The following is a 21,161-nucleotide window of genomic DNA, read 5'->3' as shown; positions in this document are numbered from 1 at the left end:
GGGTGACCTCGGCACCACACGGGGTGACCTCGGCATCAGAGGGAGGTGGCGGCCAGCTCCCGCTCCGCGCGGGACCGCTCGAGCCACGGTCCGAGGGCATACCCGATGCAGGCGCCCACGGCGGTCTCTGCGCCGACCCAGACGAGCATCCACAGGGGGTCGACCCCGAGCTGGGTGAAGCGGCCCATTCCCGCCGAGCCGCCCGTCAGCCACGCGAGCCCCGCCGCGAGCGCGCCGGCAGAGGCCCCGACGAGGGCGCCCAGGAACAGTGCGGAGACGGGGGCCGTGAACCAGCGGGCCCTGACCTTGATGGAGAGCCACTCGTCGAAGTGGTCCTCGCCCTCGCGCACGAACCACCAGCCTGCCAGGACCCCGGCGAGCACCGGGACGACCAGCGCCGCGGGACCCAGGAGGAGCTCCCCGCTGGGAAGGGCGGCGAGCGCCGGCACGGGCGGCAGGGGTCCAACAGCGGTCGCGAGCGCCCCCGCCGTCGAGCCTGCCCCGAGCGTGACGCCCGCGCCCGAGGCCCAGCCCAGCGTCCACACGAGCAGGTGCGGGGCGTACCCCAGCTGCGCGACGGTGAGGGCGGCTCCGCCGACCGGGTCGGCACCGACGGCCTCGTACACGGTGACAATCTGGGCCCAGTGCGCCACGAGGCTGGCCGCGAGCAGCAGGCCGGACAGTGCCAGGGAGCCGAGCAGCGCGACGAGTCCGGCGCGCAGGACGGCCCACACGTAGCTTCCCGCCCACCGGGAGTACTGGCCCGTCCGGGCAATCCAGTCGACGGCGTCGACGCCGATCAGGCGCGCCCAGGATCCCGCCTCGCGCCGGGCCCCGATCACGAGCCCGAGGCCGAACGGCGCGAGCGGCGTCAGCGCCGCGGCGATGAGCCCCACGCCGACCTGAGGGGTGCGGCACAGGAAGCCCGTCGCGAAGCCGAAGGCGGCGTAGGCCGCGGCGGCACCGGCGAGCGCCTGCCACAGGTTGTCCGCATAGGAGGCGCGGGCCAGCCGCCGGCCCGAGCGCCACGCGAGCAGGATGGGCAGGAGCGTCAAGCCCAAGGGGATGAGCGAGAGGGTGCCCGCCTCCGCCGGGACGTCCGCGCCGGCCGCGGGGGAAGCGACACTGAGGCTGAGCGGCACGCCGTGGACGAGGAGCCAGGCCTGCCCCCCGAGCCGCCCGACGGGCTCCGGGCCCCACCCCCCGAGGCCGCCGGTCAGCCAGACCGCGACGATCGGGACGAGCGCGAGGACGGCGGAGATGATGATCGCCTGGATGGCCTCGACCGCGCCCTGGAGCCACAGCGGCATGGGCAGGCCCCGGATTCCTGACTGGTCGGCGCGGAGTTTCATCGCCCTCCACTGTGCCACGGACGCGCCGCGCGCGGGCTCAGGCGCACCGTGCTCGCCCCCGCCCGCGCACGACGGCGGCCACGCGCCGTCGTGCGTCCGGCCCACCCGTCGCTGGGGTCAGGAGAGGCGTAGACGGTCCTCGGCGCTGAAGGGCCGGATCTCGTCGGTGCGCCCGTCCCGGACCTTGGCGACCCATGCGGGATCGGAGAGGAGGACGCGGCCGACGGCGACCAGGTCGAACTCGTCGCGCGCGAACTGGGCGAGGAGCGTCTCGAGGCCGCGGACCTCGGAGCGCCCGCCCTCCTGCCACGTGACCTCGAACGCGTTGTCCAGGCCCACGGAGCCCACGGTGATCACGGGAAGGCCGGTGAGCTTCTTGGTCCAGCCGGCGAGGCCGAGCCGGGCGCCCTCGGTGTCCCCAGACCCGTCGGCCTCGGGGAAGGCCGGCTCCCAGTGGCGCCGCGTCGAGGGGTGGAAGGCGGAGACGCCTGCGTGGGCGAGAGTCTTCAGGATGGTGCCCAGCTCCTCGGGAGTCTCGGCGATCCGGGCGCCGTAGTCGCCGGACTTCCACTGGGAGAAGCGGAAGATGACGGGGAAGTCGGGCCCGACGGCGGCACGCACGGCCGCGGCGACCTCGGCGGGGAAGCGGAGACGCGCCTCGAGCGAGCCGCCGTAGCTGTCGGTCCGGCGGTTGGTCCCGGCCCAGAGGAACTGGTCGAGGAGGTAGCCGTGGGCTCCGTGGAGCTCGACACCGTCGAACCCGGCCTCCTGCGCGGCGACCGCGGCGCGGGCGAAGTCCTCGCGGATGCGGGCGAGCTCCTCGACGGTGGCGGCGCGGCCGCGCTCGGCGCCGTTGGGAGCGATGCCGGAGGGGCTCAGGCTGGGCAGCTGCGGGTTGAATTCCGCATGGTTCCCGCGCGCCGCTCCGAGGTGCCACAGCTGGGGGACGATGCGGCCGCCCTCGGCGTGGACGGCGTCGACGAGGCGGCGCCACGCATCGAGCTGCTCGCGGCCGAACAGCCGCGGGACAGAGGTGCTCGGACCCGAATCCTGGGAGACGTAGACGCCCTCGGTGATCAGCAGGCCCACGCCGGCAGCCGCGCGGCGCGCGTAGTAGCCCACGACGTCGGGCGTCACCGTGCCGTCCGGGGAGAACTCGCGCGTCATGGGGGCCATCACGAAGCGGTTCGGGAGGCGGACGGGTCCGAGGTCGAACGGTGTGAAGAGGCTCGAGAGCGGGGCGGTGGACGTGGTGTCAGGCGCGTGCTCGGTTGTCATGACAGGCCCAACCGGCGGCCTGGTGCGGGGCATTCCCGGACACCCCCGGCTGTGACGCGACTCACTACACCGCGTAGAATTGAGGTGTCGGCGGACCGGCACTCCACCGACGCCCGCCGGGCATGAGCCCCCGGGCAGCTTGGGGTTCGGAGGAGACATGACCACCGCCGCGCCGCACGCACATGGTGTCCACTTCGGGCGCAGGGACGTCCAGAACGTCGCCATCGGCGTCGGCATCATCGTGATGCTCGTCGGCATCCTTGGGTTCGTCCCGGGAATCACCGGCAGCTACGGGGACCTGAGGTTCCTCGGGCCCGACTCCCACGCCATGTTCCTGGGCGTGTTCCAGGTGTCCATGCTGCTGAACATCGTGCACCTGGCCATCGGGGCCGTCGGCCTGACCATGGCGCAGAAGTGGACAGGGGCGCGCAGCTTCCTGCTCTGGTTCGGCGTCGTCTACATCCTGCTGGGCGTCTACGGGTTCGCGGTCGGCACCGCGTCCGCCGCCAACGTCCTGGCGTCCAACATGGCCGACAACTGGGCGTTCGCCGTCCTCGGGCTGGCCATGATGGTGTGCAGCTGGCTGTTCACCCGCAGCCCGGTCGAGGAGGAGAGGGCCTAGGCACCTCGCGTCCTGCAGTCCCTGCCACCGCGGCGCGGGCCCTGCTCGGGGCCCGCGCCGCTCGCTGCCCGCACCGCTCGCTGCCCGGCCTAGAATCAGGGCCGTGACCCAGCCCGCTCCAGCACCCCCGCCCTTCGCGGCCGTCGTCCCCCTCTACGCGGCGGGGTTCACGACGGCGTTCGGCGCCCACAGCATCGCAGCGGGCCTCGGCGCGGAGAGCGGCCCTGGCGGTCTGGGCCTGAACCTGTTCGCGCTCGGCGTCCTGCTGGCCCTGTACGACCTGGCGGAGGTCTTCCTCAAGCCCCTCTTCGGCTCCCTCGCGGACAGGCTCGGCCCCAAGCCGGTGGTCGTCGGCGGGCTCGTGGCGTTCGCCGCGGCCTCGCTCGTGGGGGTCTTCGTCCAGGCGCCGTGGGCGCTCGCCGTGGCCCGGCTCGGGCAGGGCGCGGCGGCGTCGGCCTTCTCGCCCGCGTCGTCGGCGAGCGTCGCACGGCTGGCAGGCCCGCTCACCGGGCGGTACTTCGGGCGCTACGGCTCGTGGAAGGGGATCGGGTACGCGATCGGGCCGCTGCTTGGGGCCGCCGCGCTCTACCTCGGCGGGTTCCCGCTGCTGTTCGGCGTCCTCTCGCTGGTCGCCGCAGGCGTCGCGGTCTGGGTCGCGGCGGCGATGCCGCGCCTCGAACCGCTCCCCCGCCGCCGCTACACCGTGGCGGACCTCGCGCGCCAGATCGGCGACCGCTCGTTCCTCGGCCCCACCCTCGTGCTCGCCGCCGCGACGGGATCGCTCGGCGCCGCCGTGGGCTTCCTGCCCGCCCTCGCAGCCCAGTCAGGGCTCAGCACCGCCGCCGCGATCGCGGCCGTGACCGTCCTCGCCATCGCCTCGTCCCTCGTCCAGCCGCGCGTCGGCGCGCTGAGGGACGCCGGCCGCCTCACCGACACGCGCGGCATCCTCCTCGGCCTCGGGCTCATCGTCGTCGGGGCTCTCGTTGGGGCCGCTGGGGCAACTGCCGGGACCGCGGCCGCGGCCCTGGCCGTCTACGCCGCGGCGCTGCTCGTGGGAGCCGGGATCGGTCTCGCGACCCCGCTCGCGTTCGCACACCTCGCCGACGCCACCCCGCCCGAGCGGATGGGCCGCACGATGGGCTCGGCGGAGATCGGACGGGAGGCGGGCGACGCCGGCGGCCCGCTCCTGGTCGGGGCGGTCGCCGCGGGAGCGGGCCTCGGCTGGGGCCTCGCTGCCCTCGCAGGCGCGGTAGCGCTCGCCGGGCTCGCAGCCCCGCGTGCGCCGTCTCACGCCCAGGACTGACCTCCCGCGCCGGGCCCCGACTGGCGCACCCGTCCTCCCCGCGTTCACTTAGGCTTCCACGCCGCGTCACGCCTCCTCTGCCCTTCGGTCAAATGGTCACAGGATGGTTGAGGCGTGAGGATCGCGATTGTTGCCGAGTCGTTCCTGCCGCAGATGAACGGGGTCACGCACTCCATCCTGCGGATCCTCGACCACTTCCAGGAGCGCGGCGACGAGGTGCTCGTCATCGCCCCCTCCGGTGAGGGGGCCAGCGCCGTCTTCCCGGTGCGGGAGCGGGTGGCCGGCGCCCAGGTGCACCGCCTGCCGGCCCTTCCCGTGGCCGGGTATCCAAACGTGCGGGTCGCATTCGGCGCCGTGCCCAAGGTCAAGCGCATCCTGAGGGCCTTCGCCCCGGACGTCGTCCACCTCGCCTCCCCGTTCGAGCTGGGGTGGCGCGCGGTCCGCGCCGCGGACCAGCTGGGCCTGCCGACCATCGCCGTCTACCAGACCGAGGTGCCCGGGTACGCGGCGCGCTACGGCCTGCCGTTCCTTGAGAACTGGGCGTGGCAGCGCGTGGAGGCCATCCACCTCCTCGCGGACCGCACGCTCGCGCCGTCGACCTTCGCGTTCAACCAGCTGCGCGGCCGCGGCGTGCTCGACGTCGAGCTGTGGCGCCGCGGCGTGGACACCGTGCGCTTCACCCCCTCGAAGCGCGACGCCGCGTGGCGGGCCTCCGTCGCCGGCTGCACCCGCGAGGGGCGCCCGGTGAAGGTGATCGGGTACGTGGGCAGGCTCGCCGCGGAGAAGCAGGTGGAGGACCTCCACGTCCTCGCGGATATCCCCGGAACGAAGCTGGTGGTCGTCGGCGACGGCCCGCTGCGCACCCAGCTCGAGGCCCAGCTGCCGTCCGCCCACTTCGCCGGCTTCCAGGGCGGGGAAGACTTGGCCAGGATCGTGGCCAGCTTCGACCTCTTCGTCCACCCGGGCGAGTTCGAGACCTTCTGCCAGACCATCCAGGAGGCCATGGCCTCGGGGGTCCCGGTCGTCGCCACGGGACGGGGAGGGCCCCTCGACCTCGTGGACAACTCGAAGACCGGCTGGCTGTACACGCCGGGACGCCTCGACGAGCTGCGCTCGTACGCCCTCGACCTTCTCGGGGACGATGCCAAGCGCGCCGCCTTCGCCGCCGCCGCGCGGCGGAGCGTGCGGGGTCGGTCCTGGCGCGCCATCTCCGAGCAGCTCATCGGACACTACGAGGCCGTGATCGCCCGGCGGGCGTCGCTCGCGGCCGGCTGACCAGCGAAAGGGAACACCATGAAGATCTCCGTCATCGGCTGCGGATACCTCGGCGCGGTCCACGCCGCGACCCTGGCGTCGATGGGCCACGACGTGGTGGGCATCGACACGGACGCCGACAAGGTCGGTCACCTCTCGAGGGGCTTCGCGCCGTTCTTCGAACCCGGGCTCGAGGAGCTCCTCGCCGACGGCCGGGACAGCGGCCGGCTCACGTTCTCCACCGACATGGACCGGGTGGCGGACGCCGAGGTGCACTTCCTGTGCGTCGGCACCCCACAGTCCAAGACGAGCGACGTCGCGGACCTGGGCTATCTCGAGGCCGCGACGCGGGCGGTGGGCGCGCGGGCCAAGGCGGGCTCCGCCGTCGTGGGCAAGTCCACCGTCCCCGTCGGCACGGTGCACCGGGTGCGGGAGTGGCTCTCGGGAGCCGACCTGGCGCTCGCGTGGAACCCGGAATTCCTGCGGCAGGGCACCGCGGTGAAGGACTCACTCGTGCCAGACCGCCTCGTGTACGGGGTGGAGGACTCGGACGACGCCGCCGGGCCGGGGTCCGCAGGACCCAGCACCGTGCGCACGCTCGACGAGGTCTACGCTCCCCTCCTGCACGCCGGCGTCCCCCGGATCGTGACCAGCTTCGCAACCGCGGAGCTCATCAAGTCCGCCGCCAACGCGTACCTCGCCACGAAGCTCTCCTACATCAACGCCATGGCCGAGCTGTGCGACGCCGCCGGCGCGGACGTCACCCAGCTCTCCGCGGCGATGGGACTCGACCCGCGGATCGGCCAGCGGTACCTCGCCGCCGGACTCGGCTTCGGCGGCGGCTGCCTGCCCAAGGACATCCGCTCGTTCCGGGCGCAGGCGCGCGAGCTCGCGGTGGACTCGGTGGATGCGTGGATGGGCCTGGTCGACTCGATCAACGTGGGCCAGCGCGGCCGGGTGGCTGCGCTGGCGGCGGAGCTGTGCGGCGGCGCGGTCTCCGGCCGCCGGATCGCGGTGCTGGGCGCCGCGTTCAAGCCGGACACCGACGACATCCGCGACTCCCCCGCCCTCGACGTCGCGGTGCGGCTCGCGGGCGCAGGAGCGCATGTGGTTGTGACCGACCCCAAGGCCATCAACAACGCGTGGATGCGGTACCCGCAGCTGCAGTTCGAGTCGTCCGTCGCGGCGGCGGCGGAGGGCGCGGAGATCGTCCTGCTGCTGACGGAGTGGCCCCAGTTCCGCGCCCTCGACCCGCTCGACCTCGCGGGCCGCGTGCGCCGTCCCGTGATCATCGACGCCCGCAATGTCCTGCCCCGGACGGAGTGGCGCGCGGCCGGATGGACGGTCCACGGCGTCGGCACCGGGGATGCGGCCCGGGTCCAGGTCGCCTGACCCGCCCTGTCAGCCCAGAGCGAAGATCTGTCCACAGGGCGCGGTCCCGGTTCGAAACGCGTCGGAGGGGCGTGGGAGCATGGAATCCATGGCCCCCACCCCCTTCCCCGCACCCCGCGACAGCCTGGCGAGCGCCAGCCTGCCGCTGGTCGACGCGGTGACGATGCTGCACCGGGTGGGGCCGACCGCCATGGCCAAGGCCAACGCCTACACGCGCGGCGGGCACGTCCTCGAGCTGGACTGGAACTCCGGAGCCCTCGAGCTCGTCGGCCTGGTCCAGGGCAGCGACCCCGAGCCGTACGAGGTCAAGGTCTACCTCCAGCCCTCCGGTTCCACGTTCAGGTACGACGGCGGGTGGTGCACCTGCCCCGTTGGCACGGACTGCAAGCACATGGCCGCCGCGGTGCTGGCCGCGAACGCGGACCACCTCCGCGGTCTGGCGGGCGCGGCCCGGGGCCGGGCCGAGGCCGCGGAGCCCGCATGGAAGGCGGAGCTGCGGCAGATCATCTCCCCGTCCGGCGCGCGCGGCCGGGCCGGAGGGGCGGCGCAGCGCCTGGGCCTCCAGTTCGAGTTCCGCGACCTCGACGCCGCGTTCTCCCGCCGCTTCAGCGGCCCGCATGCGCCCCGCTTCAGCCAGGGCCGCAAGCTCGCGATGCGCCCGGTGGCCAGCAGCCCGAAGACGGGCAAGTGGGTCAAGGGAAACCTCACGTGGAGCACGTTCGGCCGCCAGGACTACAACGGGGACTACGTCGAGGCCCACTTCGCCTGCTTCCGCGAGATCCAGGCCCTCCGCCTCGGGACGGGCTCGGGGTACTGGAACGGCAATGACCCCTGGATCTACCTCGACGACTTCATCAGCCCCCTCCTGTGGACCCTCCTCGATGCGGCGGCCCACGTGGGCGTCGAGCTCGTGGGCACCCGCAAGGGCGTCTCGGTCGAGGTCGCGCGTGAGCTCGCCACGGTGAGCCTCGAGGCGCTCCCCGCGGACGACGGCGCGATCCGCCTCGCGCCCGTCCTCGCCATCGGCGGCGTCCCGGCGCCGACCACCGCGGCGGGAACGATCGGCGACCACGGGGCCTACGCCGTCGTGCGCACCGGGACCGAGGAGCGCATCGTCCTCGCCCAGGCCGCGTCCCGCCTGGGCGACCGCGAGCGGGCCCTGCTGCAGACGCCCGAGGGCATCGAGATCCCCGCGGGCGACCGGGAGGCGTTCGTCGCCGAGTTCTACCCGGACCTCGCCCGCGCGGTCACCCTCACGGCAGACGACGATGCGCTCGGCCTGCCGCCCATCGAGCCGCCCGCGCTCGTGCTCACCGCCCGCTTCGAACCGCGCGACGTCCTGCGGCTGGACTGGCACTGGGAGTACCGTTCGGGCGACGCCGTCCGGCGGCTGCCGCTCGTGGCCTCCCCTGGCGACGGCATGCGCCGGGACGAGTCGGAGGAGGAGTCCAGAGCGGCCGCTGCTGCGGCGGCCCTCGCCGACAGCGTCCTCGCGGGAAAGCCGCTCGGCCCGGCCAGGCTCGAGGGCCTCGACACCGCGGACTTCGCGGAGCGCACCCTTGCCGTCCTCGAGGCCGCGGACGGGATCGAGGTCCGCGTCGAGGGGACACGGCCCGACTACCGGCAGCTCCACGGCGCCCCCGAGCTCGTGGTCAGCACGGTCGAGAGCGAGAAGCGCGACTGGTTCGACCTCGGGCTCATGGTCACCGTGGAGGGCCGCTCCATCCCGTTCCAGGACATCTTCACGGCCTTGGCCAAGGGGCGGGAGAAGGTCATGCTGCCGGACAAGACCTGGTTCCGCATCGACACCCCTGAGATCCGCCGCCTCAAGAAGCTCATCGACGAATCCCACGAGCTGCGCGAGTGGCGCGCCGAGAGCACCTCGAAGAAGCCGCCCCGGCTGAGCCTGTACCAGGCCGGGCTCTGGGACGAGATCGCCGAGATCGCGGGCGAGACCGTTCAGGCGCCGCGCTGGAGGACCGCGGTCGACGGCCTCCTCGACCCGCATGCGCTCGACCGGGTCCCGGTGCCCGCCGACCTCCAGGCCCAGCTGCGCCCCTATCAGGACGACGGGTTCCAGTGGCTCGCCTTCCTCCACCGGCACGGGCTCGGCGGCGTGCTCGCGGACGACATGGGCCTGGGCAAGACCCTCCAGACGCTCGCGCTCATCCTGCACGCGCTGGCCGGGGAACCGAAGCCGCCGTTCCTCGTCGTGGCGCCTACCTCGGTCGTGGCGAACTGGGCCACGGAGGCGGCGCGCTTCGCGCCCGGCCTGAGGACGGTCGCACTGACCGACACCGAGGGGAAGTCCGGTGTGCCGCTCGCGCAGTCGTGCGCGGACGCGGACCTGGTCGTGACGAGCTACGCCCTGTTCCGGCTGGACTTCGAGGCGTACGCGGCCCTGGCCTGGTCGGGCCTCGTGATGGACGAGGCGCAGTTCCTGAAGAACCGCGCGACGAAGGCCCACCAGTGCGCCCGGGACCTCGAGGCGCCGTTCAAGCTCGCCCTCACGGGCACGCCGCTCGAGAACAACCTCATGGAGCTGTGGTCCCTCTTCGCGATCGTGGCCCCGGGCCTGTTCCCGGCGGCCCACCACTTCGGCCAGGACTTCGCCAAGCCAATCGAGAAGAACGCCGACGCGGACCGGCTCGCCCGGCTCCGGCGCCGCGTCCGGCCGCTCATGCTGCGCCGCACCAAGGACGCCGTCGCGAAGGAGCTCCCGGAGAAGCTCGAGCAGCGCCTCGACGTGGACCTCGACCCCAGGCACCGCAAGCTCTACCAGCAGTACCTCCAGCGCGAGCGGGAGAAGGTGCTGGGCCTCGTCGAGGACCTGGACCGCAACCGCTTCATCGTCTTCCGCTCCCTCACCCTCCTGCGGCTCATGGCCCTCGACCCGTCCCTCGTCGACGATGCGCACGAGGCGGTCTCGCCCGCGAAGCTCGACTCGCTCCTCGAGCAGCTCGACGACGTTGTCGCCGAGGGGCACCGCGCGCTGGTGTTCAGCCAGTTCACGTCCTTCCTCAAGAAGGCCGCTGCCCGGCTCGAGGCCGAGGGCATCGCCTACGAGTACCTCGACGGGTCGACACGCCGCCGCGGGGAGGTCGTGTCGCGCTTCAAGGAGGGCGAGGCGCCGGTCTTCCTCATCTCGCTCAAGGCGGGCGGCTTCGGGCTGAACCTGACGGAGGCCGACTACTGCTTCCTGCTGGACCCATGGTGGAACCCCGCGGCCGAGGCGCAGGCCGTGGACCGCGTGCACCGCATCGGGCAGACCCGCCGTGTCATGACGTACCGGCTCGTGGCCAAGGGCACGATCGAGGAGAAGGTCATGGAGCTCAAGGAGAAGAAGGCCGCCCTCTTCTCCTCCGTCATGGACGACGACGCCATGTTCGCCTCGACCCTGACCGCCGACGACGTCCGGAGCCTCCTGGACTGAGTCGGCCAGGGACTGAAGAGACCGACGGGCACGAGAAGACAGCGGAGTCCCAGCAGACTCTCAGTAAAGATCACGGTTTGGCAACAGAGAACCGATCCTCTACGGTAGAGGTCAAGGTTCGATAACGGACCAAAGCCTCTACCCCGCGAGGCGGAGGCAGACAATCGCCGCGGCCTTTGACGCCGTCGGCTGCATATGCCGGGTGCTGCCGTCCACCGTTCGCCGCCGTCTGCGCAGACACCTCGACCTGACCGTTGACCGTCAGGGGCCGGTGGCGCACGACGACTTCTGGGGACAGAGGGAGTGCCGGTGGAGCCCCGAGCATACACACCGTTATGAAGAAGACATCTTTCGCTTCCTCCGCCCGCCGCTCCCTCGCCGTGGTGGCCGCCTCCGGTGCCGCGCTCGGTGCCGCCGCCCTCGGAGCCCCCGCCGCCAACGCCGTCTCGGGTTCCACGTGGGACGCTCTCGCCCAGTGCGAGGCCAGCGGCAACTGGTCGGCCAACACCGGCAACGGCTACTACGGCGGCCTCCAGTTCACCCAGAGCACCTGGGCCGCCTACGGCGGCTCCGGATCCCCCGCCAACGCCACCCGTGACCAGCAGATTGCCGTCGCGGAGCGCGTGCTCGCCGGACAGGGCTGGGGCGCATGGCCTGCCTGCTCCGCAAAGCTGGGCCTCTACGGCACGGCCGGCGCCAACCCGACTCCCGTCCAGCCGGCCCCAGCCCCGGCCCCCGCCCCGAAGGCGCCCGTACAGCAGGCGCCAGTCCAGAAGGCGCCGGCCAAGGCCGCCGCTCCCGCGCAGGTCGCGCCGACGCAGGGCCGCCACGCCGCGCAGGTCCCGCTGAGCGGCAAGACCTACACGGTCGCCGCGGGCGATACGCTGAGCGGGATCGCCCAGAAGCTCGGCATCACGGGCGGCTGGGAGAGGCTCGCGGATGCGAACGCCTCCACCATCAGCAACCCCAACCTGATCTTCGTCAACCAGGTCCTCCAGCTCCCGGCCCAGTAAGGCCGGGCGGACGTGCGCGGCGCCGCCCCCCAAGTGCCGCGCACAACCACCCTCCCCCTCAGCGCCGCACCAGAATTCGCCCACCCGCGCTCGCGGGCACCACGGCGGGCTCTGGTGCGGCGCTTCTCTCGTCCCCGGGTTCGGCATCCGGCGGGATCCCGCGGCAGCAGACTCCTTCCGACCACCCTTGCGCTGGGATACCAAGAGCTGTACATTTGGGATACCAAAAGGAGAGACGCGGATCACACACGCTCCCGTCTCGTCCCCCAAAAGTTGCGCAGTCTCCTTGCCCCCTCCCAGAGAGTCAGCCAATGAACAGCACCCCGGACACTGTCGTCCCCGAGCTGGACACCGCCGCCGCCCCGATGGACACCGCCCGCAGCCACGCGCCGTCGGCCGTCCCCGCCGGGCTCAGCACCCGCCTCTACAACAAGGACCTGGCCCCCACCCAGCGCGCCGGCCGCAGCTGGAGCGCCTACAGCATCTTCACCCTCTGGGCCAACGACGTGCACAGCCTCGGCAACTACGCGTTCGCGATCGGCCTCTTCGCCCTGGGCCTCGGCGGCTGGCAGGTCCTCGCGGCCCTCGGCGTCGGCGCGGCCCTCCTGTTCGCCCTGCTTAACCTCTCCGGCTTCATGGGGCAGAAGACGGGCGTCCCGTTCCCCGTCATGAGCCGGATCGCCTTCGGCATCCACGGCGCGCAGATCGCCGCCCTCGTCCGCGGCGCGGTCGCCATTGCGTGGTTCGGCATCCAAACCTACCTGGCCTCGGTCGTGCTGCGCGTGCTGCTGATCGCCGTCGCGCCCGGCCTCGCCCCGCTCGACGAGGGCCAGCTCCTCGGCCTCTCCCCTCTCGGCTGGATCGCGTTCGTGGGCCTGTGGGTCGTGCAGGTCGTCATCGTCTCCTACGGCATGGAGATGATCCGCAAGTACGAGGCCTTCGCCGGGCCCATCATCCTGGCCACCATGCTCGCCCTCGCCGTCTGGATGTTCGCGCAGGCGGGCTTCCAGATCGCGTGGAGCACCGACAGGAGCCTCACCGGCGGGGACATGTGGCTGCACATCCTCGGCGGCGGCGCCCTCTGGGTCTCCATCTACGGCACGTTCGTGCTCAACTTCTGCGACTTCACCCGCTCCGCCAAGACCAGGGCCGCAATCGTCAAGGGCAACTTCTGGGGCATCCCGGTCAACATGCTCCTCTTCGGCGCGATCACCGTGGTCCTCGCCGGGGCCCAGTTCAGGATCAACGGCCAGATCATCACGAGCCCGTCGGACATCGTCGCCTCGATCCCGAATACGTTCCTGCTCGCCGCCGCGTCCCTCGCGCTCCTCGTCCTCACGATCGCCGTGAACCTCATGGCCAACTTCGTCGCCCCGACCTACGCCCTGACCAACCTGTTCCCGCGGCGCCTGAACTTCCGCAGGGCCGCGATGGTCTCGGCCGTGGTCGGCCTCGTGATCCTGCCGTGGAACCTCTACAACAACCCGATCGTGATCGTCTACTTCCTCGGCGGCCTCGGCGCGCTCCTGGGCCCGCTGTTCGGCGTGATCATGGCGGACTACTGGCTCATCCGCCGCGGCAAGGTCAATGTCCCGGCGCTGTACACCGAGGCGGCGGCCGCCGACTACCACTACACCAAGGGCGTCAACCCCCGCGCCATCGCCGCCCTCGTGCCCGCCGCGGCCGTCGCCCTGGCGATCGCCTTCATCCCCGCCCTGTCCATGCTGAGCTCGTTCGCCTGGTTCTTCGGCGCCGGCATCGCCGCCGTGAACTACTGGTTCATCGCCGACCGCACCCGAGCCCTCAACGACGCGGACGGCGAGGCCATCGCCGTCCCCAGCGTCCACTGACGCCCACCTCCACGCGCCATCCCGAGCACGACGGCGGCGGCCCGGCCCCCGCGCCCGGCCCGCCGCCGTCGTGACCACCGCAGCCCCCTGCGGGGCCTCCTCACCAGCAGAAGCCAGGTACCCCCATGCGCATCCTTGTCGCCAACGTCAACACCACCCAGTCCATGACCGACTCCATCGCCGCGGCCGCACGCGCAGCCGCATCGGCGGGCACGGAGATCGTCGGCATCACGCCACGCCTCGGCGCAGACTCGTGCGAGGGCAACTTCGAGTCCTACCTGGCCGCCGTCGCGGTCATGGACGCGGTCTCCCGCTACGAGGGCGAGTTCGACGCCGTGATCCAGGCCGGCTACGGCGAGCACGGGCGGGAGGGCCTCCAGGAGCTCCTCGACGTGCCCGTCGTGGACATCACCGAGGCCGCCGCCTCGACAGCGATGTTCCTCGGCCACAGGTACTCCGTGGTGACGACGCTGGACCGGGCCGTCCCGCTGATCGAGGACCGGCTCAGGCTCGCCGGGCTCGACGCCCGCTGCGCTTCGGTGCGCGCGTCCGGGCTCGGCGTGCTCGAGCTCGAGGAGGACCCCGAGCGGGCGGTGAAGGAGATCGTCGCCCAGGCCGAGGCAGCGGTGGGCGACGACAGGGCGGAGGTGATCGTGCTCGGCTGCGGCGGCATGAGCGGCCTCGACGCCCGGATCCGCGAGCGCTGCGGCGTCCCCGTGGTCGACGGCGTCGCTGCCGCCGTGGCCGTCGCAGAGGGCCTCGTCCGGCTCGGGCTGAGCACGTCCAAGGTGCGCACCTACGCGCCGCCGCGCCCCAAGAAGGTCACCGGCTGGCCCCTCAGCGCCGCCTGAGACGTGCCTTGACCTGCCCCGGCGCCTCTGCCTACGGTGCCCGTACCGCCGAGAAGTGACGCGCGCCACCCGCACAGCACCGTGCGCCCGGCCCGCGCCAGGCAGATTGACTGCATCAGCACGCGGGGTCGGCACCGGCCCCGCCCGAACCAAGGCAGGGGACCAGCATCCATGGCAGGCAACAGAGCGGTCGCTTACAAGGGGCCGGGCGTCGTCGAGGTCATCGACACCGACTACCCGACGTTCGAGCTCAAGGACGGGCCCGGGGTCAACCCGGCGAATGTGGGGCGGAAGGTCCCCCACGGAGCCATCCTGAAGACGGTCACCACGAACATCTGCGGCTCCGACCAGCACATGGTGCGCGGCCGCACGACCGCGCCGAAGGACCTCGTCCTCGGGCACGAGATCACTGGCGAGGTCGTCGAGGTCGGTCCCGACGTGGAGTTCGTCAAGGTCGGGGACATCGTCTCGGTCCCGTTCAACATCGCGTGCGGCAGGTGCCGGAACTGCAAGGAGCGCAAGACCGGCATCTGCCTCAACGTCAACCCCGACCGGCCCGGCAGCGCGTACGGGTACGTGGACATGGGCGGCTGGGTCGGCGGCCAGGCCGAGTACGTCCTGGTCCCCTACGCGGACTGGAACCTCCTGGTGTTCCCTGACCGCGACCAGGCGCTGGAGAAGATCATGGACCTGACCATGCTCTCGGACATCTTCCCCACGGGGTTCCACGGCGCCGTCACCGCAGGCGTCGGGGTCGGTTCGACCGTGTACGTGGCCGGGGCCGGGCCGGTGGGCCTCGCGGCGGCGACGGGCGCGCTCCTGCTGGGCGCCGCCGTCGTCATCGTGGGGGACATGAACGCGGACCGGCTCAAGCAGGCGGCGAGCTTCGGCTGCGAGACCGTGGACCTGACCAAGGGCGGCCCGGCGGAGCAGATCGAGCAGATCCTCGGCGAGCCGCTCGTGGACTGCGGCATCGACGCGGTGGGGTTCGAGGCCAAGGGCCACGGCTCGGGGGCGAAGGAGGCCCCGGCCACCGTGCTGAACTCGCTCATGGACATCACGGCCGCCGGCGGCGCCCTCGGCATCCCGGGCCTCTACGTCACGGGCGACCCCGGCGGCATCGACGAGTCCGCCCAGAAGGGCTCGCTGTCCCTCTCGCTCGGCACGGGGTGGGCGAAGTCGCTGTCCTTCACCACCGGCCAGTGCCCCGTCATGAAGTACAACCGGGGGCTCATGATGGCGATCCTCCACGACCGCGTCCAGATCGGGAAGAACGTCAACGCCACGGCGATCGGCCTCGACGACGCGCCGCGCGGCTACGCCGAGTTCGACGCCGGCGCCGCCACCAAGTACGTCCTCAACCCGAACGGCTACGTCAAGAACTAGCAGGCACCGGGAAGGACGCCCGCGCGCACCCCTGACGGTCGTGGACCCTCACGTTGCTCCAGTTGCTGGACGTAAAATGGGTCCAGACCTCAGGGGTGCGTCATGTGCGATCTGCCGAAGCGCCGCTTCAGGGCGGCCATCCGTCCAGCGCGGGTCCTCGTCGCCGCCGTCGGGATCGCTGCGATCGCGGCCGGGTGGCTCGTGCCGACGCTCCTCTCCGCCGTCCCGATCGGCGCAGGGGCCCTGGTCCTCCTCGCCGCCGTCGTGCCCGCCGTGCGGGACATCGAGCTCGGCCTGCCGGGAGACCTGAAGCTCACCGCTGCGCTGTCCGGGCGGCAGCAGGACATCGAGAGCGTCTTCGAGCAGCAGCGCGGGGACCTCCAGCTCTGCGCGCAGCTGCTGTGCGGAGACCCGGAGCAGGCCAAGGCCCTCCTCGAGGCGGCCTGGTCGCGGACGGCGGAGGTCTGGCGCGGCCCGGTCACGCCGCAGCTGCGGCTCTACACGCTGTGCGTGCTCGTCCAGCTCCTCGAGAAGAGGGACCGCTGGGCGCAGCCCGAGACCCCTGCCGAGGCGAAGACCCTCCTGGCGAAGCTGCCGATCGGCGAGCGCGTCGCCGTCGTGCTCCATGACTTCGCCGCGCTCACCATCGCCGAGATCGCCGGACTGACTGAGAGCACCACCTCGACCGTCACCGACCGCCTCGCACGCGCCAACGAGCAGGCCCAGCTCTCGCTCGGCAGCGGCCCCACCGGGAGCGGTTCGCCGTGAACAGCGAGCTCCGGCAGCGGCTCTACGCCGAGGCGACCGAGCTCGCCGCGAGGCATCCCGCGGACTTGGAGAGCGCCGTCGCCCGCGGGCACGAGCGGCTCCGGAACCGTGCCACGCTCCTGAGCGTCCTCACAGCGGTCGCCGTGCTCGCGGCCGCGGCGGCGCTCGTCATCGTGCGGCTGGTCGGGCCAGCCGGGGGCGACAGCAGCCGCTCCGCGACGGTGATCGGGATCGTCGTCTCGGCGCCGGGGCAGCAGCTCCCGCTGGGGCTGAAGATCCAGGCCTCGGCGAAGGCCACCCTGAGCGACGGCCGTACCCGCCAGCTCGAGGACGGGGTGGTGTGGTCGAGCGCGAATCCTTCCGTGGTCGCGGTCGACGGCGCAGGGCTGCTCACGGCTGTCGCCGAGGGTTCCACCGCCGTCAGCGCCACGTTCGGCGGCTTCACCTCGTCGCTCACCTTCTCGGTGGTCCCCGGGTCCACCTTCACCCCCACCCCCTCGGTCACGGTCCGCGCGCTGGAGGTCGACCCGGAGAGCACGAGCGTCCGGGCCGGGCTGACCACCGCGTTCTCCGCGCAGCTGCGCCTGAGCGACAACTCGGTCATCCCGGCCTCCCAGCTGACGTGGAAGACCAGCGACGAGAAGATCGCCACGGTGGACGCGGCGGGGACCGTCACCGGGGTCGCGCCGGGCAGCGCGCTGCTGACGGCCACCGCCAAGGACCCGCTCGGGGCCTCGTACGAGGCGCTCGCCCTGGTCGTCGTGACCCCGCCGGAGGTGGTGCGGCTTCAGATCGAGCCCGCGACCGTGCCCCCGCTGTTCGTGGGCGACAAGCCCGTGAAGCTGACCGCGACCGTCACCTACACGACCGGGAAGTCCGAGGTGGTGGACGCGGTGTCCTGGTCCTCTGACAACGGCGAGGCGGTCCGGATGGACGACCACGGCAACGCCTACCCCGAGAAGGCCGGGACCTCCCGGATCACGGCCATGTACCAGGGGACCACGAGCCAGCCGGTGACCATCACGGTCAAGCAGATCGACTAGGACGCGTCGCCTGACTCCCCGGGCGCCCCCGCGTACGCTGGAGCCATGGCTGCACCCGAGCGGACGCGCGTGGCGGTGGTGGGCGGCGGACCCGCGGGCATGGTCCTGGGACTCCTGCTCGCGAGGGGCGGGATCGAGACGGTGGTGCTCGAGAAGCACCCGGACTTCCTCCGCGACTTCCGCGGCGACACGGTCCACGCGTCGACCCTGACGCTCCTGGACGAGCTCGGGCTGGGCTCCGCGTTCGCCGAGCTCCCCCACCGGCTCATGGACCGGGCGGAGATCCAGCTCGACGCCGGAACGGTGCGTCTGGCGGACCTGGGCCGTTCCCTCCCCGGGCTGCACCGGCACGTGGCCCTCGTCCCGCAGTGGGACTTCCTCGAGATGCTCGCCGACGCCGCGGAGCGCGAGCCGCACTTCACGCTGCTGCGCTCGGCGGAGGCGGTGGGCCTGGCGCACGACGGCGGGCGGGTCGCCGGGGTGCGGTGGCGCGACTACCGCCCCACGCCGGTTGAGCGCAGCGCAGCGGAGTCGAAACCCCTCCCCGAGCACCTCCTCGCCGCCGACCTCGTCGTCGCGTGCGACGGCCGCTGGTCGGACGTGCGCGCGGCCGCGGGGCTCTCGGCCGAGACCTTCGGGGCGCCGATCGACGTGTGGTGGTTCAGGCTGCCGCGCCACGAGGGCGATCCCGACGGCGGCGTGGGCCGGCTCTCGGGGCGCGAGTTCATGGTCATGATCGACCGCGGCCACGAGTGGCAGTGCGGCTACCTCATCGCCAAGGGCCAGGACGCGCAGCTGCGCGCCGAGGGCCTTGAGGCGTTCCGGTCCAGGCTCGCGCGGCTGCAGCCCTGGCTCGCCGACCGGCTCACACGGTGGCCGGGCTCGTTCGACGACGTCAAGCTCCTCGACGTCCGCGTCGAGCGCCTGCGCGAGTGGCATCGGGACGGCCTGCTCCTCATCGGCGACGCCGCGCACCCCATGTCCCCGGTCGGCGGGGTGGGCATCAACCTCGCGATCCAGGACGCCGTCGCCGCGTCACGGATCGTCGGCCAGTGGATGCGGCACGCACCCGGCCCCGTGCCGGAGAAGGTCCTCGCCGAGGTCCAGGCGCGGCGGCTGCCGCCCACCCGGCTCGTCCAGGCCTTCCAGCGGCTTGCGCACCGCGGCGTCGTGAGCCGGGCACTGAAGGGCACGCTCGCGACGTCGGCCACCCGGGTACCGCTCCCCCTGCGGCTCCTGGCCCGCTTCCCGCTCCTCCAGCGCGTCCCCGCCCGACTCATCGCGATCGGACCCCGGCCCGAGCACGCACCGAGCTGGGCGCGCCGGCTCGAGCGGCTCGAGCCGCGCTGAGGACCTCCCGGCAGGTCAGCGCGGGGGCAGTCGGACCGTCAGCTCCTGCGCGGCCTCGTTCAGGGCGGGAAGGTAGTCGAGGAGCCTCTCCCGGCTGACACGGTAGGCCGGGGCCGCGACGGAGAGCGCGGCCACCGTGACGCCGTCGGGATTCCGCACGGGGACCCCGATGGCGCGGATGCCCGCCTCGTGCTCTTCGTCGGCGACGGCGTAGCCCTGACGGGAGACCTCGTCGATCTCGTCCCGGAACCGCTGCCGGTCCACGATGGTGTGCGGCGTGAAGGCCGTGAGCTCCAGATGCTCCACGAGCTCGCTGCGGGCAGCCTCGGCCGCGAAGGCCACGAGCACCTTCCCCATCGAGGTGCAGTGGAGCGGGCCGCGCCGTCCCGGTTCGCCGCTGACGCTGACCGAATGGCTGCCCTGGACGTGGTGCACGTAGAGCTGGTGGTGCCCGTCGATCACCGACATGAGGGCGCTCTCGGCGGTCCGGTCGGCGAGCCTGCGGAGCACCGGAAGGGCGGACCCCGCGAATCCGTGCCGGTGGGCCACACGGCTCGCGAGGGAGAAGGTCTGGAGCCCGAGGCTGTAGCGCCGGCTGGCCTCGTCGACTGAGGCGTAGCCGTCCCGCACGAGGGCAGTGGCCAGCCGGTGGGCGGTGCTCGGCGGGAAGCCTGCCTTCCTGGCCACCTCGGAGAGGGATGCCCCGTCCGGATAGTCGCCGAGCAGGGTCAGGAGCAGCAGGGCCTTTCCGACCATGTCGGGAGGAGTCGACGTCATGCCCCCAGTATGCCAGAGCCATTCCACGATGTGGGAGACCGTGCCGATAGGAGGAAAAAGTCGGTCGCTCCCCCTTGTGCGCCACCCCCACCGAGGCGCACACTTGATTCCGGGTGGCGACAAGCCATTCCATTATATGGAACATCACACTGAGGTGATCTCATGACCCACCACTCCGCAACCAGCCACGGGCCGGCCCGTGCGGTCGCAGCGTCTCCGGGACGGGCCCGCTGGGCACGGCTCCTCCCGATAGCCTTCGTCACGTACTCGCTCGCGTACCTGGACCGCTCGAACTACTCCATCGGCGTCGCCGGCGGCCTGAAGACCGACCTGAACCTGGACGCCGGCGTCTCGGCCCTCCTGGGCGCCCTGTTCTTCCTCGGCTACTTCCTGTTCCAGGTCCCTGCCGGCGTCTACGCCGAGCGGCGCAGCGCGCGGACCCTGATCTTCTGGAGCCTCATCGCCTGGGGCGTCCTCGCGTCCCTGCAGGGCGTGGTCTCCGACGTCGTCTGGCTCATGGTGGTGCGGTTCCTCCTCGGCGTCGTCGAGGCCGCCGTCCTGCCCGCCATGGTGATCTTCCTGAGCCACTGGTTCACGAAGGCCGAACGGGGCCGGGCCAACACCTATCTCATCCTCGGCAACCCGGTCACCGTCCTCTGGCTGACCGCGGTGTCCGGCTACCTCGTCGAGGCGACGTCGTGGCGGTGGATGTTCATCATCGAGGGTGTTCCGGCCATCGTGTGGGCCTTCGTCTTCCGGGCGCTCGTCGCCGACCACCCGCACCAGGCGCGCTGGCTCAGCAAGGACGAGCGCAGCTACGTCGAGGACGCACTGGACGCCGAGCAGCGCTCGATGACCCCGGCCGCCTCGCTGTGGAGCGCGCTGCGGTCCCGAAACGTCGTCATCCTGTCGGTGCAGTACTTCCTGTGGAGCCTCGGCGTCTACGGCTTCGTCTTCTGGCTCCCCTCGATCGTGAAGGCAGCGAGCGGCGAGGGCATCGGGATGACAGGGCTCATCTCCGCCATCCCCTACGTCTTCGCGGTGATCCTCATGGTCGTCAACAGCCGCCTCTCGGACCTCTCGGGCCACCGCAACCGGTACGTCTGGCCGTGGCTCGCACTCAGCGCGGTGGCCTTCTACGGCTCCTACCTCATCGGGCCCTCGAACTTCTGGGCGGCCTTCGTCCTGCTGGTGGTCGCGGGCGCCGCGATGTACGCCCCGTACGGGCCGTTCTTCGCCGCGATCCCGGAGCTCATGCCCCGCGACGTCGCCGGTCCGGCGATTGCTCTCGTCAACTCCCTGGGCGCCCTCGGCGGATTCGCCGGGTCCTACCTCGTGGGCTGGCTCGACGGCGCCACCGGATCGAGCAGCGCCTCGTTCCTGCTCATGGCGGTCAGCCTCGCGGGATCCGCGGTGCTCATCCCGCTCGTCCGCCCGCGCACCGCGAAGCCGTCCCGGTCCGCGCTCCGCACGGCGGAGTCCTGAGCCG

The 21,161-nt window shown here is 72.2% G+C and carries 16 protein-coding genes; 13 read left to right on the top strand and 3 right to left on the bottom strand.

What is annotated here, in order from left to right:
- Nucleotides 1-35: 35 nt before the first annotated feature.
- Nucleotides 36-1,352, bottom strand: a complete 1,317-nt coding sequence (locus CGQ25_RS04000) for a DUF6350 family protein (RefSeq protein ID WP_208711927.1) — start codon at nucleotides 1,350-1,352, stop codon at nucleotides 36-38.
- A gap of 117 nt (nucleotides 1,353-1,469) precedes the next feature.
- Entirely contained in the window at nucleotides 1,470-2,630 is a 1,161-nt protein-coding gene (locus tag CGQ25_RS03995; protein ID WP_208711926.1) for an NADH:flavin oxidoreductase, read from the bottom strand.
- A gap of 157 nt (nucleotides 2,631-2,787) precedes the next feature.
- On the opposite strand from CGQ25_RS03995, the gene CGQ25_RS03990 reads away from it, so the two are divergent.
- The 12 genes from CGQ25_RS03990 (at nucleotide 2,788) to CGQ25_RS03935 (ending at nucleotide 18,895) form a co-directional block, all read left to right on the top strand.
- A complete protein-coding gene (locus CGQ25_RS03990) occupies nucleotides 2,788-3,252 on the top strand; it encodes a DUF4383 domain-containing protein (protein ID WP_208711925.1) in 465 nt (154 codons plus the stop codon).
- A gap of 103 nt (nucleotides 3,253-3,355) precedes the next feature.
- On the top strand, nucleotides 3,356-4,555 hold the full coding sequence (locus tag CGQ25_RS03985) for an MFS transporter (protein WP_208711924.1): 1,200 nt from the start codon (nucleotides 3,356-3,358) through the stop codon (nucleotides 4,553-4,555).
- 114 nt (nucleotides 4,556-4,669) lie between these two features.
- Entirely contained in the window at nucleotides 4,670-5,830 is a 1,161-nt protein-coding gene (locus tag CGQ25_RS03980; protein ID WP_208711923.1) for a glycosyltransferase family 1 protein, read from the top strand.
- Nucleotides 5,831-5,848: 18 nt separating this feature from the next.
- Nucleotides 5,849-7,201 (top strand): UDP-glucose/GDP-mannose dehydrogenase family protein, encoded by a 1,353-nt coding sequence (locus tag CGQ25_RS03975; protein ID WP_208711922.1) that lies wholly within the window; start codon nucleotides 5,849-5,851, stop codon nucleotides 7,199-7,201.
- 88 nt (nucleotides 7,202-7,289) lie between these two features.
- Nucleotides 7,290-10,634 (top strand): DEAD/DEAH box helicase, encoded by a 3,345-nt coding sequence (locus tag CGQ25_RS03970; protein ID WP_208711921.1) that lies wholly within the window; start codon nucleotides 7,290-7,292, stop codon nucleotides 10,632-10,634.
- A gap of 335 nt (nucleotides 10,635-10,969) precedes the next feature.
- Nucleotides 10,970-11,647 carry a transglycosylase family protein gene (locus CGQ25_RS03965; RefSeq protein ID WP_208711920.1) on the top strand — a complete coding sequence of 226 codons (678 nt, stop codon included), beginning with the start codon at nucleotides 10,970-10,972 and terminating at the stop codon, nucleotides 11,645-11,647.
- Nucleotides 11,648-12,012: 365 nt separating this feature from the next.
- Nucleotides 12,013-13,497, top strand: a complete 1,485-nt coding sequence (locus tag CGQ25_RS03960) for an NCS1 family nucleobase:cation symporter-1 (RefSeq protein WP_255405721.1) — start codon at nucleotides 12,013-12,015, stop codon at nucleotides 13,495-13,497.
- Between the two features lie 125 nt (nucleotides 13,498-13,622).
- Nucleotides 13,623-14,348: an aspartate/glutamate racemase family protein gene (locus tag CGQ25_RS03955; RefSeq protein ID WP_208711918.1), complete on the top strand. Its 726-nt coding sequence runs from the start codon at nucleotides 13,623-13,625 to the stop codon at nucleotides 14,346-14,348.
- A gap of 171 nt (nucleotides 14,349-14,519) precedes the next feature.
- Nucleotides 14,520-15,734, top strand: a complete 1,215-nt coding sequence (fdhA, locus tag CGQ25_RS03950; protein ID WP_208711917.1) for a formaldehyde dehydrogenase, glutathione-independent — start codon at nucleotides 14,520-14,522, stop codon at nucleotides 15,732-15,734.
- A gap of 102 nt (nucleotides 15,735-15,836) precedes the next feature.
- On the top strand, nucleotides 15,837-16,502 hold the full coding sequence (locus CGQ25_RS03945) for an RNA polymerase sigma factor (RefSeq protein WP_208711916.1): 666 nt from the start codon (nucleotides 15,837-15,839) through the stop codon (nucleotides 16,500-16,502).
- A complete protein-coding gene (locus tag CGQ25_RS03940; protein WP_208711915.1) occupies nucleotides 16,499-17,545 on the top strand; it encodes an Ig-like domain-containing protein in 1,047 nt (348 codons plus the stop codon). The genes CGQ25_RS03945 and CGQ25_RS03940 overlap by 4 nt, the downstream gene beginning before the upstream one ends.
- A 45-nt stretch (nucleotides 17,546-17,590) precedes the next feature.
- Complete coding sequence (locus CGQ25_RS03935; RefSeq protein WP_208711914.1) at nucleotides 17,591-18,895, top strand: FAD-dependent oxidoreductase; 1,305 nt, start codon at nucleotides 17,591-17,593, stop codon at nucleotides 18,893-18,895.
- 15 nt (nucleotides 18,896-18,910) lie between these two features.
- On the opposite strand, the gene CGQ25_RS03930 is transcribed toward CGQ25_RS03935, so the two are convergent.
- Nucleotides 18,911-19,672, bottom strand: coding sequence for an IclR family transcriptional regulator (locus CGQ25_RS03930; protein ID WP_255405551.1), 762 nt, complete (start codon nucleotides 19,670-19,672; stop codon nucleotides 18,911-18,913).
- A gap of 162 nt (nucleotides 19,673-19,834) precedes the next feature.
- Between CGQ25_RS03930 and CGQ25_RS03925 the strand changes: the two genes are divergently transcribed.
- Nucleotides 19,835-21,157, top strand: a complete 1,323-nt coding sequence (locus tag CGQ25_RS03925; RefSeq protein ID WP_208711913.1) for an MFS transporter — start codon at nucleotides 19,835-19,837, stop codon at nucleotides 21,155-21,157.
- The last annotated feature ends 4 nt before the right edge of the window (nucleotides 21,158-21,161 follow it).

This window comes from Sinomonas sp. R1AF57 (assembly GCF_002224485.1).
GTDB lineage: Bacteria > Actinomycetota > Actinomycetes > Actinomycetales > Micrococcaceae > Sinomonas > Sinomonas flava.
This window is presented reverse-complemented; position numbering and strand designations above follow the sequence as displayed.

Coding starts and splice junctions, on each gene's coding strand:
- CGQ25_RS04000 (WP_208711927.1), bottom strand. CDS start 1,352: ATGAAACTCCGCGCCGACCAGTCAGGAATCCGGGGCCTGCCCATGCCG.
- CGQ25_RS03995 (WP_208711926.1), bottom strand. CDS start 2,630: ATGACAACCGAGCACGCGCCTGACACCACGTCCACCGCCCCGCTCTCG.
- CGQ25_RS03990 (WP_208711925.1), top strand. CDS start 2,788: ATGACCACCGCCGCGCCGCACGCACATGGTGTCCACTTCGGGCGCAGG.
- CGQ25_RS03975 (WP_208711922.1), top strand. CDS start 5,849: ATGAAGATCTCCGTCATCGGCTGCGGATACCTCGGCGCGGTCCACGCC.
- CGQ25_RS03970 (WP_208711921.1), top strand. CDS start 7,290: ATGGCCCCCACCCCCTTCCCCGCACCCCGCGACAGCCTGGCGAGCGCC.
- CGQ25_RS03965 (WP_208711920.1), top strand. CDS start 10,970: ATGAAGAAGACATCTTTCGCTTCCTCCGCCCGCCGCTCCCTCGCCGTG.
- CGQ25_RS03960 (WP_255405721.1), top strand. CDS start 12,013: ATGGACACCGCCCGCAGCCACGCGCCGTCGGCCGTCCCCGCCGGGCTC.
- CGQ25_RS03955 (WP_208711918.1), top strand. CDS start 13,623: ATGCGCATCCTTGTCGCCAACGTCAACACCACCCAGTCCATGACCGAC.
- fdhA (WP_208711917.1), top strand. CDS start 14,520: ATGGCAGGCAACAGAGCGGTCGCTTACAAGGGGCCGGGCGTCGTCGAG.
- CGQ25_RS03945 (WP_208711916.1), top strand. CDS start 15,837: ATGTGCGATCTGCCGAAGCGCCGCTTCAGGGCGGCCATCCGTCCAGCG.
- CGQ25_RS03935 (WP_208711914.1), top strand. CDS start 17,591: ATGGCTGCACCCGAGCGGACGCGCGTGGCGGTGGTGGGCGGCGGACCC.
- CGQ25_RS03930 (WP_255405551.1), bottom strand. CDS start 19,672: ATGACGTCGACTCCTCCCGACATGGTCGGAAAGGCCCTGCTGCTCCTG.
- CGQ25_RS03925 (WP_208711913.1), top strand. CDS start 19,835: ATGACCCACCACTCCGCAACCAGCCACGGGCCGGCCCGTGCGGTCGCA.